The organism is Undibacterium sp. 5I1, assembly GCF_034314085.1.
Taxonomy (GTDB): Bacteria; Pseudomonadota; Gammaproteobacteria; order Burkholderiales; family Burkholderiaceae_D; genus Undibacterium.
In genome coordinates, this window is sequence record NZ_JAVIWI010000001.1 from 4,088,489 (window position 1) to 4,104,196 (window position 15,708).

Genomic DNA, 15,708 nt, shown 5'->3' on the forward strand with positions numbered 1-15,708 from the left:
TCGTTATCTGCCAGCCGTGGCTAAGTCATTCGCACTAAGTCTCATGATAATTACGATATCTGCGCAAGCGACGCCCATTGGTGACGCGCTCGATCGTCCGGCACTCACGTCCCGCCAGGCAGCAAAGGTCGTACTGCTTAGCGGTGCTCAAGTTGGCGGAAGGTTGGTTGCGGTCGGTGAGCGTGGCGTGATCGTGTTATCTGAGGATGATGGCGCCACTTGGCGTCAGGTGCCAGCTCCAGTCAGTGTGACATTGACCTCTGTGCGATTTAATGGCTCACATGGGATTGCTGTCGGGCACGGCGGTATTATCTTGACCAGTGATGATGCAGGTTCTACTTGGACACGCCAATTTGACGGCCGTCTTGCAGCACAAATGGTACTTGAAACGGCGCAAAAATCTGGTGATCTAATTACAGAGAAAATTGCCTTGCGGCTAGTTGCGGATGGTCCTGATAAGCCATTTTTAGATGTATTAGTCATTGGCGCACGTCGCGCAATCGCAGTGGGCGCGTACGGCTTAATCTTTGCGACTGAGGATGGTGGAAAAACCTGGATTTCACGCATGTCTGCTGCCGATAATCCGCAAGGCTTACACCTTTATGCAGCCCGTGCGCGAGGCCAGCAAATTGTCATCGCTGGTGAGCAAGGTTTGTTATTACGCTCAATCGATGGTGGCCAGCATTTTGAACGTATCACCACGCCATACAAAGGTAGTTTTTTTACGCTAGAACTACCAAACGACAATGAGATTGTTGTCGCTGGTTTGCGAGGCAATATCTGGCGCAGTATTGATGCCGGTAGTCAATGGTCGCAGGTGCCCGTATCAATGCCCGCTTCGATCACAGGATCTGCATTGCGGGCGGATGGTTCCTTAGTCATGGTCAATCAGGCCAGCGTTATTCTACAGGGGCACGATGGTGTTTTAACACCACTAAAAACGCCGCTTTTACCGCCTTTAAATGCAGTACTTGTACGTCGAGATGGCTCATTACTTTCGCTGACAATGCAAGGCGCGATTGGCCTAGACTTAGCGTCAGCCGTGGCCGGAGTTAAGCCATGATGCCTTCCTCTCATTCTCCGATCGGGTCGGGGCAGTTGTCTGACTTTGATCCCCGGTCTGGTTCGCTGGTCGAGCGTCTTTTGTTTAATCACCGTCTTATTGTAGTTGCAGTATGTGCGCTGATCACGATTTTGCTCGGCTGGCAAGCCAGCAAACTGGAGCTAAATGCCAGTTTTGAGAAAACTATTCCTGCTCAACATCCGTATATTCGTCATTTACTGGATCACCAGAATGATCTTACCGGGCTGGGCAATGCTGTCCGTATCGCGGTCGCAAATAACCAGGTAAATGCGCTGGGTAATTTGACCATCTATGACAAAAATTATCTTGAAACTCTACGTCAGTTCAGCGACGAGGTGTTCTTACTTCCAGGCGTCAACAGAACTCAGATGAAGTCGATATGGACGCCAACCACACGTTGGGTTGGTGTCACTGAGGATGGTCTGGAAGGGGGGCCAGTCATCCCTGATGCTTATGATGGTTCTGCCCAGTCGCTGCAATTGCTCGCCACAAATATTGCCCGCTCCGGCGAGATCGGTCAGATCGTAGCGCTGGACGCAAAATCTAGCGTGATCTATGTGCCGCTGCTCAATCAGGATAGCGCAGGGCGACCTCTGGATTACCGTAGTTTTTCTGAAAAGCTCGAAGCCTTACGCACTAAGTATGAGGCGCGTGGTGTCAAGGTCCATATTACTGGTTTTGCCAAGCTAACTGGCGATTTGATTGAGGGCGTCAAAACGGTACTCGCATTCTTTGCGCTGGCGGTATTCATCGCCACCTTAATGGTGTACTGGTACACAAGGTGCATACGTTCCACTTTGCTGGTGGTTGCCGCGTCACTGATTGCTGTGGTCTGGCAGCTTGGAATGTTGCCTATGCTTGGCTATGTCCTCGATCCGTATTCGATTTTGGTGCCATTTTTAGTCTTCGCTATCGGTATGAGTCATGGTGCACAAAAAATGAACGGCATCATGCAAGACGTTGGTCGCGGTATGCATAAATTAGTCGCGGCACGCTTTACTTTCCGCCGCTTGTTTTTGGCTGGATTGACGGCACTAGTCGCCGATGCGGTGGGATTCGCCGTATTGCTGATGATCGATATTCAGGTAATTCGGGAACTAGCCGTTGCCGCCAGCTTAGGTGTGGCCGTATTGATTTTTACCAATTTGATTTTGCTGCCGATTTTGCTCAGTTGTAGCGGCGTTAGTGCCAGCGCTTCCGAGCGCAGCTTACGTGCAGAAGCGGGTGATGCTGCCGGTGAAGTGAAGCATCCTCTATGGGCGCTATTGGATCGCTTTACGCAACGTCGCTGGGCTACCGGTGCCGTGGTAGTCGCGGTGTTAATGGGCATTGGTGGATATGTCGCCAGCACACACTTGAAGATAGGTGATCTTGATTTAGGCGCGCCAGAGTTACGTCCTGATAGCCGCTATAACAAAGACGTTGCATTTATGACGTCTGCTTACGGCGCTTCTAGCGACGTGCTGGCAGTAATGGTGAAGACTCCGGAGGGCGCTTGCTCGCAATACCAGGCACTGAATAAAGTAGATGCGCTGGAGTGGGAGTTACGTCAGCTAGATGGAGTAGAAAGCACCAATACGTTGGCTTTGCTAAATCGTCGAGTGCTGTCCGGTCTGAATGAAGGCAATCCAAAATGGTATGCATTTCTACCCAATCAAGCGATGCTCAATACAGTCACTGCCGGAGCGCCGCGCGGCTTGTATAACGACAGCTGTGGCTTACTCACGATGTATGTTTATCTGCGGGATCACCGTGCTGACACATTGACGGCGATAGTCCAGCATGTGGAAGCATTTGCCAAAGAAAACGATACTAACGACACAAAATTTCTGCTAGCTGCAGGTAGTGCGGGGATAGAAGCTGCGACCAATATTGTTGTACATAATGCGTGGCGTCAAATGCTGCTGTTGGTATATGCCGCAGTGATTGTGTTGTGCTTTATTACCTTCCGGTCATGGCGGGCGGTGGTGGTCGCGGTACTCCCGTTGATGCTGACCTCGATCTTGGCCGAGGCGCTGATGGTGGCTCTGGGAATGGGTGTCAAGGTTGCAACGCTGCCGGTGATTGCATTGGGTGTTGGTATCGGTATCGACTATGCGCTGTACATCCTCAGCATTACGCTGGCTCGGATGCGGGAAGGTCAAAGTCTTTCGGAATCGTACTACCGGGCGCTACTATTTACGGGCAAGGTCGTGATGCTGACGGGGGTTACTCTGGCAATCGGCGTGGTGACCTGGAGTTTTAGTCCCATCAAATTTCAGGCAGATATGGGTTTGCTACTGGCATTTATGTTTTTATGGAACATGCTCGGCGCATTAGTTTTATTACCTGCATTAGCGTACTTTTTATTGCGACCTGTTATGCCATTAGCTGCAGTGGCGCATTCAGCTAATTCAGGAAATTCAGGAAATTCAGTTAACTCATTAAGCACATCAGCAACACCAATAGCAGCCGACAACTTAACCAATTCTGTTACCGCTTTATAGTGCTTGATCACGATCTTCTGCTCGTGATCAAGCAAGCGTATTTCTTTGATGTCTTTGATTTACTTTACTGAAAAAAGTAACTCATCCCAATTTGTACAAGCTTAATTTTAAAGGACTTATCACAATGAATATTATCGGACCAGACGCTCTTGTTTTTGGTGTTGACGACTTGGCTGCATGTACCCAGTATTTGACGGACTATGGTCTGACACCAGTTGGCGATAACCGTTTTGAAGCGCTGGACGGTACTGCAATTATTTTGGCAAACCGGAATGACATATCACTGCCTGCACCGCTACCAACCGCCACTATGCTAAGAAAAACGATTTATGGTGTGACCGATCAGGCTTCACTCAATGCGATCGCCGAGGAGCTTGAACGAGATCGTCAGGTACTCAGGCTCGATGATGGCTCGATTGAAGTAGTCGACGATTCTGGTTTTGCTCTTGGCTTTCAGATTACGGTACGTCGCGCTATCTCGCTGCCGGCAGAGACAGTCAATGCGCCAGGTGCAGTGCCCCAGCGTGCTGTGAATAAAATCGCATTTGATCCAGACGATCAGCCACGTCCAAGGAGCTTATCGCATGTCGTTTATTTTGTGCCAGACGCAGCTAAAGCAGAGGCTTTTTATGCGCGTATCGGCTTTGTTTGTACAGACAGCTTTGTTGGCGTAGGTCCATTCTTGCGACCAGCAGGAACGGTAGACCATCACACTCTATTTTTGATTCAGACGCCTCCGTTTATGACCGGCTGTGAGCACTTTACTTTTCATATGGGAGGCCCGACCGAGGTCATGCTGGCTGGTACTCGTTTTGTAGAAAAGGGTTATCAGTCGTTTTGGGGGCCGGGTCGTCATTTGTTTGGATCGAACTGGTTTTGGTACTTCAATAGTCCGCTCGGATGTCATGTTGAATACGATGCAGATATGGATTTGCATGACGATCAATGGGTGGCGCGCCAGGCACCGATGGGCGCGGATGGATCGCAGCTATTTTTATTCCAGCATCGTGAAAAATGGGCCCCGGGTGGACCGCCTCCAACTAAGTTGCCATCAGATACGCCTGCCTTAGATAAAGCTGCTTTAGATACGACACTTTCCGGCGCGCCAATCGTATCAGAGGCGCACTAGCCATGAGCGACGGCATGTATCTCTGTAATGCAGACGAGGTGATTGAGGGCGCCAGTAAGGGCTTTGTGCAGTTGGGTATTTTTGTACTGCGTTATCAAGGTGAGATACATGCTTATAGGGACGCGTGTCCGCATTACGGCGATACCCCGCTTGCCTGGCGCAAGGACGAATATTTCAATGCTGATCGCACACGGATCACCTGTGCTGCTCACGGTGCTCAGTTTGAGCCTGTGACGGGCAAATGTTTATTGGGGCCGTGTCTGGGACAAACCTTGACAAAAGTGCCGCTGACGATACTTGCGAACGGCGATTTGCGCTGCGCTGATTTGAGTGATAACAGACTCTAACTATCGAAGAATTAGAGATTGAATTAAAGATCAATTAAGGAGTTTTAAAATGACTACAGCTGTACGTACTGCCCTTGTTATTGGTGGTGGATTTTCTGGAATGGCAGCGGCAATCGAGCTAAGCAAGCGCGGGGTGCAGGTTGATCTGGTTGAAATTGATGCGGACTGGCGTTCTTATGGTGCTGGAATCAGCTTGGGCGGCGCCACTCTGCGTGCCTTTGGCACATTGGGAATACTCGATCAGTTTTTACAAGAAGGTTATGGCAGTGACGGCTTAGATATTTATACAGTGACTGATATGCATGTTGGTCATTTACCTACACCACGTCTTGCCGGGCCAGATGTTCCGGGCGGCGCTGGTATTATGCGGCCCGCGCTGGCTAAGTTGATGGCTGCTGCGACTCGACGTGCTGGCGTTAGTGTACGTTTGGGGTGTAGCTTCACATCAATCGAACAAGACCTTGATGGTGTTGATGTACAGACGACTGACGGCAGTTGCAAACGGTATGATGTCGTGATTGGTTCTGATGGCTTGCAATCAAAGGTACGTACTTTGCTGTTTCCGGATGCACCAGAGCCTAGCTACACAGGACAAGGTGTATGGCGCGCTGTATTGCCACGTCCTGTTGATGTAGTTAATACTAAAATGTGGATGGGGCCGAAAATCAAAACCGGTATTAATCCGGTATCCGCCAGTGAAATGTATTTATTTGTCACTGAAGACCGCGAGACCAATACGCATATCCCCGCCGATCAGCAACCGCAAATGTTGCGTGATTTATTAGCGCCATTTTCCGCACCGCTGATGCAACAGATCAGAGAGCAGATCACGGCTCAGTCCCAGGTCATTTATCGTCCCCTAGTCAGTTTGTTATTGCCGCAACCCTGGTTTTCCGGACGCGTGGTGTTGATTGGTGATGCCGTACACGCGACGACACCGCATTTAGCATCGGGGGCATGTATCGGAATCGAAGATGGTATTGTTTTAGCTGAAGAGTTAACACGTGCCAGTATTGTGGCAGAGGGGCTTGATCGCTTCCAGCAACGACGTTTTGAACGTTGCCGCATGGTTGTGGAAAACTCTGGTCGTCTTGGTGAAATCGAGATATCCGGTGGTGATAAACAAGAACACACCAACATCATGCGCGCTTCGCTGATGGCGCTCGCTGAACCGATTTAAATTGTTATCGAAAAGTTGTACTTGGTAGCAAGTCTAATAAAGTGCAAAACACCAAACACTAAGTTAAGTGTTGTAGTCAGAAAAAACATAAAAATAAGATCACGCTAAATAGCGTAATGAATGCATTAATAATGCAACAAACAGGAGACAAGTATGACGAAGGCAGATAGCAGGTCAGGACATATTGTATTAATGGTCGCACATTGCGCGGGGATGCTTGATCTGGTGGCATTGCCATTATGGGTTGGCACGCTGATTTCGTATTATCACTTTGATGCGCAACAGGCAGGTGGGATGGTGACATTATTCCTGTTTGGCGCAGTGACGAGTAGTTTGTTTTTTGCTCCACGACTAAATCGCTTAAACGGACGCGTCGCTGCGGCGCTGGGGTTTGGACTGGCGATGCTGAGTTTTATCGCACTATCTTTCACGCATGATTTTGTCATGATGCTGCTGTTGCACGCGATTGCGGGTATGTCTGCAGGCTGTGCGTTAAGTTTTACCCACGGCAGTATCGGCCGCAGTGCTCAGCCGCATCGTTTGTTTGCTACGGTAGGAATCGCAATTGGGGTGTTCGCATTGGGATTTTTCATTATCACACCGCCGTTGATTACTAACTATGGCGGCCCGGCATTATTTCGTCTTTTTGCTATCGTTATGGCGGTAGCTACGGTGGCGAGTGCCTTAGCTTTTCCGCAATCTGATACTGCTATTGAGCGCATGAGTAATCGTGTGCTTAATGCCAACAATCAGCGATCAAACTTACCAAAAGACCGACTTGATACTCGTATCTGGTTTATGGTGTTTGGCGTCGGCTGCATGGGCTTGGTGCAGTCCATGATTTTCAGTTTTATCCAACGGATCGGCATGGATCGTGGTTTTGGTGTCGCGGCGGTGTCGGGCGTTTTGATCGCACTTGGCATTGTAAATTTATTGCCCGCACCGCTGGCGGTATTGCTGGAACGCCGTTTTTCAGCATATCGCGTACTCTTGATTGGTCCCGTATTACAAGCGGTGATTGCGCTGGCGGTCACGCAGAGCACAAGCTTTATGCCTTACGCAGTGGCGACGTCGGTATTTGCTGGGTTGCTGATTTTTACCCATACGTTTGCCTTCGGTGTTTTGTCCAAGCTTGATCCATCCGGGCGAGCGGCAGCATCAACCCCAGCCATGTTAATGATCGGGGCTGCGATAGGGCCAATTTTAGGTGGGACGCTTGTTAAGAATGCCGGCTATGGAAGTCTGGGCATCGCCACGGTTGTGATCGCGATACTTGCGGTAGCGAGTTTTCGTCGAGTGATGGTGTCAGAAGAAGTCAAAGTAGCGTTGGTCTAAATTTTGGTCTTTGTTGGTCTTTGTTGGTGTGTATAGAGCCAATTTATACGACCATGTCCGGTATATTTTTATAACGATATCAAAGGAAATAGTATGATTAAGATGATGATAGTTGGACGCCGTCGCGGAGGCATAACACTGCGCCAGACACATCATTATATGAAGAATGTCCACGGTGCAGATGTAGTACAGTTTATCGGTAAATCACCTGATTTAGCGCCAAGACGGTATATACAAAATCACGTTTTTGAGAATAGTTTTCGAGTCCCGGTAGCTTTTTCAGGTGCGATGCCGGATACGCTTTCTAATGGCCGTGATTTTGTCACGCAAGTCTGGTTTGATCATCCAGAACAGGCTGCTGCAGCACTTGCCGCACCATTTTATCTAGAGCATTTACAGCCAGACGAAGATCGCTTTGTTGATCAGGCAAGCGTAGTAAAAATGCCGGTGATTGAAAAAATCAAGCTTGCTGCTGACGCTAATACTGCTAACACCGCTGATGACAGTAATAAGGACAATACTAAAATTGCCAGTAAATTATTTGTCTTCTATCGGGCTGCTGACGGTGTTTCAGTTGATGAATTACTGTCCGCAACGGACGACGTCTGGCAAACGATGTTGGCTGATGCGAGTAGCGGTATCGACCGTGTTACCCGTAATCAGACATTGCAACGTCCCGGGCACGCTATCAGTGTTGATCTGATCGACGAGGTATGGTTAAAAGATGACGAGGCAGCGCTGGCATTGGGTGAGCATTGGCTTGCATTATCAGACGCTAGTTTGCCCAGTCCGCTGAGCCAGTTGTTGGTATCAGGTTCGACTTTTGTACTCATGGCGCATGAGCATGTGATGTTTGCTGGTGCGGCACTATAAATTGCCTGTGCTTGAAAAGCGGGTTTTTAACGCACCAATTTGTTTTCGTAATGAAGGGGCTGTGTCTCGAATACTGATGGTTTAGAGCGCTCAAACGAAAAAATTTATAGCAGTAATAAAATATACTCCCATTCAGTACATTTTAATTGTCCATATATTTTTTGATCTGTATCGGAGTTCGGATAAAAAATATGGGGAGTATATTGCTTTTATGAGTTATTTTTCCTATTCCCGCATAGCCGATACGACTCGCTGATTGAGGTGGGTATCACTTAGTAGCAATCCCTACCGCATTTTCAACCAATTGTTTGATGGAGCCATCATGACTAAATCCCATTGCTTCGGCTGTGCTGGTATTGATCGGTGGATAAACTCCAAATATGGCTTCTAGTTTGGGGTTGGGTTGATAGTTAATTAAGCTCAGGCGATCTGCGCCAAACATACTCGCAAGCTGGTTGACTAACTCGCTGATGGTTAAGTGTAATACTGGTGGAGTAACTACCCGCCAGTTTGCCAGTTGTTGCTGGTCTAAGCTCGCTGCATGCAACAAATTATTGACACAGCAATCACGTGACATCCACCACATGACTGCTTGAGCCGAGACCGGGCAAGTAAACGGCTGGCCATCTCGCAAGCGCCAAAAAATATCACTCATAAATGCTGACATCAAACCATTACTCACTGTTGGCCGCGCCACAATACCTGGTAGTCTCAATGCACATCCGTTTATCCAGCCACGTCGGCTGTAATCTTCCAGCAGCAACTCTATCGCCAGTTTATGTGTTCCATAACTGAGAACCGGACGCGGCAAACTTGTATCGTCAATCAAGGCTGGTAATGCGGTTCCGTAGACCGCAACACTACTCGCAAACACTAATTTTGCTAACCGACCTTGCTGTGACTGAATACGTAAAAGCTCTAACAACTGTAAGCTCGCTTGCAGATTGACGTTAAGACCTAACTCATAGTTGGCCTCGGCTGCACCACCCGGTATACTGGCCAGATGGAATACATAGTCCACCGGATGTTGCAGCGCTTGTATTAAGACGCCGGGATCGCCAATACTCCCGCATAATTGATGAACTCGAGCGTCAGTTGCTACCTGATCGAATGCCATGTCAACTAAGGTGAGCTGATTAAAGTGATGCAGCTCAGTACTGCCCTTATTTTCTAGCAAGCGCTTTACCAATTCGCTACCGACAAAGCCGTTGGCTCCAGTGATCAAAATATGCATTCAATACCCTTTACTGTGAGTTTGAGAGTGGGGATTTAATTACCATCGCCGATGGTGGTGCCGCCATCAACGATCAGGTTTTGCCCAGTCATAAATGCCGCTGCTGGTGAGGCCAAAAATACTGCAACGCCTGCGACATCATCAACCTGCCCAAAGCGTCTTAACGGTGTCAGGGCAATCCGTTTTGCAGCCAACTCTTGTTGAGCTGAGATTGGTTTAGCAAACGCAGTGTCTATGACGCCGGGCGAAATACTATTGATGCTGACATTCGACGGCCCCCATTCCACTGCCAAGTTACGCACCAGTTGAGCGCTGGCCGCTTTTGATAAACCATACAAACCGATATTTTTATTACCCCTGACACCTGCAATGCTCGACATGATGATGACACTGCCGTTGTTACGCGCCGCCATCTGTGGAATGAGTAAATTACACAGCTGTAGATTGCTATGTAAATTTATCTCCATCGTCAGTTCATAGTCCCGATCAGAAGCACTGGCAATCGGTCCGGCATGGGGCGCGACTCCAGCGTTACAAACTAAGATATCAATTTCCCCGAAGGCTGCTAGCGCTTCGCTGGACAAAGTTTGTATCTCTGACCGTGATCCCATATCGCACGGAAATATCGCCACAGCATAGCCAGCGGCGGTCATTTCTGCCGCCAGCGCTGAACCACCAGCACTGTCAATATCGCTAAGTAAGACGTATGCACCGGCATGCGCCATTTGCCAGGCAATTGCACGCCCTATACCGTTGGCCGCACCTGTGATGAGTGCCACTTTATCGGCAAGAGAAAATAATGCCTGGTGCTGTTCTCTTTGTTGTGTTCGGTGTTGTACTTGGTGCTGAATTAAGTGCTGGCTCATTTCAGTTCAGTCCATCGGCAAATTTTCCATCCAGCAGAATGAATAACATGCGTGTCGATTTGCCCGACCGATTTGCCCATGCGTGATTGGTGCCGCGTTGTATCACTACATCGCCTCGATGCAGCAATACCTCGCTGTCGTCCAGCACCAGATAAATTTCGCCCTCCAATACCATACCGTAATCAACGGTTTCAGTCCTGTGCATTAAAGGATGCGGTGCCGCGGCATTACCTGTTGAAGCCTTCGCGCCACCTAGCTGTGCAAAATGTGCTGCTGCTTTAGCTGGGTCAAGCGCTCCGTCGTCTTCAGACTCTGGCGGTATGTCAGTCACGCGAATTACACTGCCCATTGGTGTTGGTGCTAATTGCAATGGACGTAAGGTCGGATCCGCCGCATTGTCGACTCTGACTGGCATGCAGTCCGTACGCCAAATTTCAGTAAATGCCAGACCGGGCTGTGCCGCTACCTCAAAGACCTGTGGCGCGGACGTGTCACTGATAATGATGGCGCGGCCATCGGCGCTATGGCCCGTAACTACTCGCCGTACCGGCGCGGTCATGCTAACCGTCCGTTCAGAGTTTCTGCTACCCAATCAGCAATAAAATTACCTGCATTGGCGCTGTTGTCGAAACTACTGTGTTGTATGCCGCCTTCGCGCGGGGTAAAAATTTTCAGCTCGCGTTTTGGGCTATTGACCAGCTGTTCATAAGTCTGGTGCGCATATTTCAGTGCAATCTGTTTATCGGCTTCGCCATGAGTAACTAAAAATGGCACCTTGATTCTGTCCAAAATTCCATTAAGATGCACTTGCTCTGCGATGGTCATAAAATCGTCTACATCTTTTGCGCCCCATACCCAGCACACATGCTCCCAATAGTGGGGCACTGGATTTTGTCCTTCTCGTGCGAGGCGTTGCTTTTGGACTTCGCGCCAATCGTGATTAGCACCCCATACCACACCACATGCAAAACGCGGCTCAAAAGCGACCGCGCGAGGGCAGTAGTAACCGCCCAAAGAGACGCCTTCCATACCGATGCGAGCATGATCGACATCGGCACGGGTTTCCAAATAATCGACTACCTTACTAGCCCACACTTCAGTGTTATATATCGCTGTCAATCCCTGCAAACGCAGGGCTTCACCAGTGCCTGGCTGATCCACAATCAGTGACGATACACCACGCCGCGCCAGCATTTGTGGCAGACCTATCCGGTATTTCAGTTCTTTGGTACTGTCTAGGCCATTTACCTGCACCAATAATGGCGTTGGCTTCGCAACGTCATCCGCGCCTTTAGTGGTGTCTGCACGGACGTACAGCGCTGATAAATGGCTGTCACCATAAGGGATTTCTACCCGCTCGCAATTTTCATGTGAGAGCGCCACGCCGCGCAAAAATGTCGCTTAAGATTTGGCATATAAAGCAACCCGGTCCGGTGCCCCATGACTCTGCATACGCTCTGCTACCAAGAAATAAATTGCTGCGCGATTGAGTTTGTCGCCTGCGGATAATCTGCGTCCGAGCGCAACATCCTCGTTTGCCATATCCACTAGCTTGTCACCCATCGAAACCCAGGATTGCATGAATTTGACCGTACCCTCATCGTCACCTTGGCGTGCTACTTCTAGCAGAGGTGCGCACATCTCCTCGATCTCACCGATGCGCGCACCCATTTCGATGGCAAGGTCAACCGACAGATTCCAGACGTAATTAGTAGGGAAGTAACGAAACATAATGAATTAGTCCTTTGGTGGTGCAGCGTTTAAATTTGGCTGCCAGTTCATAAAAAATCGAAAAATTATTAGTCAGCATCATCAAAAATGGCTACCGCACGGGTCCATCCAGCAGAAGCGGCGCGAATTTTATGAGGGAAGCAGCTGATCGTAAAACCATTGCCAGGCAAGACTTCTAAGTTATGCATTTTCTCGAGATGGCAGTAACCAATATCGCGCCCCGCTTTATGACCTTCCCAGATCAGACTGACATCACCAGTTTCTGCAATTTTTTTCGCGGTAAATGAAAATGGCGCATCCCAGCTCCACGCATCGGTACCCGTGAGCCTGACACCGCGTTCTAGTAAATACATGGTCGCTTCATAACCCATCCCGCAACCCGCATTGACATAATCCGAGTGACCATAGCGCTCACCAGCACGGGTGTTAATGACGACGATGTCGAATTCTTGCAAGGTATGACCGATGCGTACCAACTCGGCTTCAACTTCCATTGCGGTGACAACGTGACCGTCAGGCAAATGACGAAAATCGAGTTTGACCCCGGGTCGAAAACACCAGTCCAGCGGTACTTCATCAATCGTGATGGAGCGTTCTGCTTCTCCCAGTTTGCGATTCATTGTTGAATGAAAATGGTAGGGTGCATCCAGATGGGTGCCGCTATGCGTAGTTAATCTCACCCATTCAGCTGCAGCCGCTTCTCCATCGGGAAAATCCTCCACTTTTGTACCCGGCAGCATATGCATAAATTCGGGCAAGGTATCGCCATGGGTTTGATACTCAATCTTTGGTGCCAGCATCGGGGGATCGGAAAGAACATCATTTTCAAGATAGATCGATAAATCGACAAAACGGCGTGACATGTAGTCTCCTAGTCTGGTTTGCTGTGCTTATGTTGGTTATGGTGAGAGTCTTGATTTGAAACTTAAAATTTCCGCGCCTCAGGACAGGACAGGGCATTTGACGACCCGTTGGTCAATTGCGCCAAATATCAATTGATCGGCAGCATCGCGTGCCTCCATCTGAACACGATCACCAAAGCGCATAAATTGGGTTGAAATCGCACCGTGCTCAATCATCTCCAGGGCGCGTCGCTCTGCTATGCACGCGGAACCTGCGCTTCTCTCACTATTAGAGACCGTGCCAGAGCCGATAATCGTCCCCGCTGACAGCTTGCGGGTGGCGGCTGCATGGGCAATCAGATGTTGAAAGCCAAAGCTCATTTCTGCACCATTCGGGTTACCAAACCAGACTTCATTCCAGCGCACTTGCAAGGGCAAAGCAACTCGGCCATCGCGCCATGCGCTACCTAATTCATCTGGAGTAATTGCTAAGGGTGCAAAACTGGAAGATGGCTTTGCCTGTAAAAATCCAAAGCCCGTTTTCATTTCTCGTGGCCCAAAGTGACGCAGACTGACATCATTAATTAGTACGATTAGTAGAACGTACGATAGGGCCTGATCGACAGGGCAACCGAGTGGGACTTCATCCAAAATAACTCCAAACTCCCCTTCAAAATCGATGCCTTGTGCTTCGTCTGGTAAGGCAATATCCTGATGTGGTCCAAGAAAATCGTCGGAGGCACCCTGATACATCAAGGGAATCGTATCGAGATCGGCAATCGGTGGCGTGTGGAATGCAGTTTCCATTAGTCGCGCATGGTTGATAAAAGCAGAGCCGTCACACCATTGCGGTGCGCGAGGTAGCGGAGCCGTCGCTAATTGCGGCTGAAATGCAAAGGCCTCAGCGACTTCACCACGGTTGAGTGACTGGTACAAGCGATCCAATGCGGGTGATAAACTCTGCCATTTTTCTAAAAGACAAATAAGACTGGGTGAAATATTTTGTGCTGATGCTGCTCGAGTACCATCTTTTGAGACGACAACAAGTTGCCCGTCTCGACTGCTGCTTGCTAAGCTTGCGAGTTTCATGTCTCCGTCCTTATTATTTTTTTGGCTGACAAAAAAGCCAATACCGCATGCTAAGGACGCAGGCAATATGTGTAAAATCGATTTTCTTGATTGCATAAATCGGTTGTGGCAATACCTAAAAATAACGGAGACAGGCATGCGGTTTAATAAACTTGATTTAAATCTGTTGGTAGCGCTGGATGCGCTACTGGCTGAGCGCAGTATTACGCGCGCTGCGCAAAGGCTCAATTTGAGCCAGTCGGCGACGAGTGGCGTGTTAGCGCGGTTGCGTGATTATTTTGAGGATGAAATATTGACTCAGATTGGTCGAAATATGGTCATGACGCCGTTGGCAGCTAGCCTGGAAGCGCCAGTTCGGGAGGTGTTGTTGCAGATTCAATCGACCATCGAAACCAAGCCAGGATTTGTTTTAGAAGAATCGACCCGGCATTTTCGAGTGATTGCCTCAGATTATCCCACTTCAGTTCTGATGGCTGAGGTGGCACGTAAGATGAGTGAACTGGCACCGAATGTTACTCTCGAAATTATGGCGCCTGGCGACGATCACGAGATACAGCTTGATCGTGGCGAAATTGATTTACTCATCATGCCAGCCAAGTATTTAGTCGAGGGTCATGCTAGCGAAGTGCTATTCCAGGACAGCTACAGTTGTGTTGTGTGGAAGGATAATACGATTGTTGGTGACAGTTTGACGCTGGATCAATATATGAGTCTGGCGCACGTCTCGACCAAATTTGGTAAAGCGCAGCCTAGTTTTGAAGAATGGTTTTTACAAAGCACAGGCTTTGCAAGGCGGGTTGAAGTCAGCACCAGTAATTTTAGTTCCTTGCCCTTATTGTTAGTTGGTACCAATCGTATCGCCACCATGCATACCCGATTGGCAGATATGTTCGCCGACTATTTCCCGATTCGCTTATTACCACCTCCGATGGATATTCCGCTCTTGGTAGAGATGATGCAATGGCATAAATTTGTCGATAAAGATATTGCACATATCTGGTTTCGCACGCTACTCAAGGAAGTTGCCAATGCACGCCGTTCTCCGCTAGCAGCTTAATTTTATCGCGCAAGTTAACATCAATAAGCGATTACTAAGCAACCATGACTAGCAAAAAAATAGCCTTAACGACAGTATTCCTATGGTTCTTTATGGGAGGCATCGGACACTTCATCGCCCCGGACTTTTTTCTGAAAATTGTCCCGCCGTCTTTGCCGCTGCGTATTCAAGCGGTGTACATCAGCGGGTTTTTTGAGGTACTTGGTGCGCTGGGTTTGCTGCATGTTCAGTATCGTAAATGGGCAGGTATTGGCTTGTTTTTGCTGACCATTACTGTTACACCTGCAAACGTCTATATGTGGCTTAATCCTCAGCTATTCCCGAAAATACCGGAGTTGCTATTAGGCTTAAGGCTGATATTGCAGGTTCTGTTGTTAGCTGCGATTTGGTGGGCTGCTGCACCAGAGTCTCAAACTAAATAGTTTTGTGAGCTTATCAATACAGTCAACACGCCC

Annotated in this window: 14 protein-coding genes and 1 pseudogene; 9 read left to right on the forward strand and 6 right to left on the reverse strand. The window is 48.9% G+C overall.

What is annotated here, in order from left to right; all coding sequences use genetic code 11:
- Nucleotides 1-43 precede the first annotated feature (43 nt).
- From RGU72_RS17930 to RGU72_RS17960, 7 genes are all read left to right on the forward strand, one after another.
- Nucleotides 44-1,063 (forward strand): WD40/YVTN/BNR-like repeat-containing protein, encoded by a 1,020-nt coding sequence (locus tag RGU72_RS17930; protein WP_322121041.1) that lies wholly within the window; start codon nucleotides 44-46, stop codon nucleotides 1,061-1,063.
- Entirely contained in the window at nucleotides 1,060-3,570 is a 2,511-nt protein-coding gene (locus tag RGU72_RS17935) for an efflux RND transporter permease subunit (protein ID WP_322121042.1), read from the forward strand. The genes RGU72_RS17930 and RGU72_RS17935 overlap by 4 nt, the downstream gene beginning before the upstream one ends.
- A 124-nt stretch (nucleotides 3,571-3,694) precedes the next feature.
- Nucleotides 3,695-4,699 carry a VOC family protein gene (locus tag RGU72_RS17940; RefSeq protein WP_322121043.1) on the forward strand — a complete coding sequence of 335 codons (1,005 nt, stop codon included), beginning with the start codon at nucleotides 3,695-3,697 and terminating at the stop codon, nucleotides 4,697-4,699.
- Between the two features lie 2 nt (nucleotides 4,700-4,701).
- The gene (locus RGU72_RS17945) at nucleotides 4,702-5,046 is read left to right on the forward strand and encodes a Rieske (2Fe-2S) protein (protein WP_322121044.1); all 345 of its coding nucleotides are present in this window, start codon (nucleotides 4,702-4,704) and stop codon (nucleotides 5,044-5,046) included.
- Nucleotides 5,047-5,095: 49 nt separating this feature from the next.
- Nucleotides 5,096-6,226: an FAD-dependent oxidoreductase gene (locus RGU72_RS17950; RefSeq protein ID WP_322121045.1), complete on the forward strand. Its 1,131-nt coding sequence runs from the start codon at nucleotides 5,096-5,098 to the stop codon at nucleotides 6,224-6,226.
- A 153-nt stretch (nucleotides 6,227-6,379) separates the two neighbouring features.
- Complete coding sequence (locus tag RGU72_RS17955) at nucleotides 6,380-7,561, forward strand: MFS transporter (protein WP_322121046.1); 1,182 nt, start codon at nucleotides 6,380-6,382, stop codon at nucleotides 7,559-7,561.
- A 93-nt stretch (nucleotides 7,562-7,654) separates the two neighbouring features.
- Entirely contained in the window at nucleotides 7,655-8,434 is a 780-nt protein-coding gene (locus tag RGU72_RS17960) for an EthD domain-containing protein (protein ID WP_322121047.1), read from the forward strand.
- Nucleotides 8,435-8,702: 268 nt separating this feature from the next.
- On the opposite strand, the gene RGU72_RS17965 is transcribed toward RGU72_RS17960, so the two are convergent.
- The 6 genes and pseudogenes from RGU72_RS17965 to RGU72_RS17990 all read right to left on the reverse strand — a co-directional run bounded on the left by RGU72_RS17965 (nucleotide 8,703) and on the right by RGU72_RS17990 (nucleotide 14,196).
- The gene (locus RGU72_RS17965; protein WP_322121048.1) at nucleotides 8,703-9,668 is read right to left on the reverse strand and encodes an NAD-dependent epimerase/dehydratase family protein; all 966 of its coding nucleotides are present in this window, start codon (nucleotides 9,666-9,668) and stop codon (nucleotides 8,703-8,705) included.
- A gap of 35 nt (nucleotides 9,669-9,703) precedes the next feature.
- A complete protein-coding gene (locus RGU72_RS17970; RefSeq protein WP_322121049.1) occupies nucleotides 9,704-10,534 on the reverse strand; it encodes an SDR family oxidoreductase in 831 nt (276 codons plus the stop codon).
- A 1-nt stretch (nucleotide 10,535) separates the two neighbouring features.
- Nucleotides 10,536-11,093 carry a cupin domain-containing protein gene (locus RGU72_RS17975; protein ID WP_322121050.1) on the reverse strand — a complete coding sequence of 186 codons (558 nt, stop codon included), beginning with the start codon at nucleotides 11,091-11,093 and terminating at the stop codon, nucleotides 10,536-10,538.
- Nucleotides 11,090-12,265, reverse strand: a pseudogene (locus RGU72_RS17980) (alpha/beta hydrolase family protein). The gene RGU72_RS17975 and the pseudogene RGU72_RS17980 overlap by 4 nt, the downstream one beginning before the upstream one ends.
- A gap of 68 nt (nucleotides 12,266-12,333) precedes the next feature.
- A complete protein-coding gene (locus tag RGU72_RS17985) occupies nucleotides 12,334-13,128 on the reverse strand; it encodes a cyclase family protein (RefSeq protein ID WP_322121051.1) in 795 nt (264 codons plus the stop codon).
- 78 nt (nucleotides 13,129-13,206) lie between these two features.
- Nucleotides 13,207-14,196, reverse strand: coding sequence for a fumarylacetoacetate hydrolase family protein (locus RGU72_RS17990; RefSeq protein WP_322121052.1), 990 nt, complete (start codon nucleotides 14,194-14,196; stop codon nucleotides 13,207-13,209).
- 136 nt (nucleotides 14,197-14,332) lie between these two features.
- Between RGU72_RS17990 and RGU72_RS17995 the strand changes: the two genes are divergently transcribed.
- A complete protein-coding gene (locus RGU72_RS17995) occupies nucleotides 14,333-15,253 on the forward strand; it encodes a LysR family transcriptional regulator (protein ID WP_322121053.1) in 921 nt (306 codons plus the stop codon).
- Between the two features lie 44 nt (nucleotides 15,254-15,297).
- The gene (locus tag RGU72_RS18000; protein WP_322121054.1) at nucleotides 15,298-15,675 is read left to right on the forward strand and encodes a hypothetical protein; all 378 of its coding nucleotides are present in this window, start codon (nucleotides 15,298-15,300) and stop codon (nucleotides 15,673-15,675) included.
- Nucleotides 15,676-15,708: the final 33 nt, after the last annotated feature.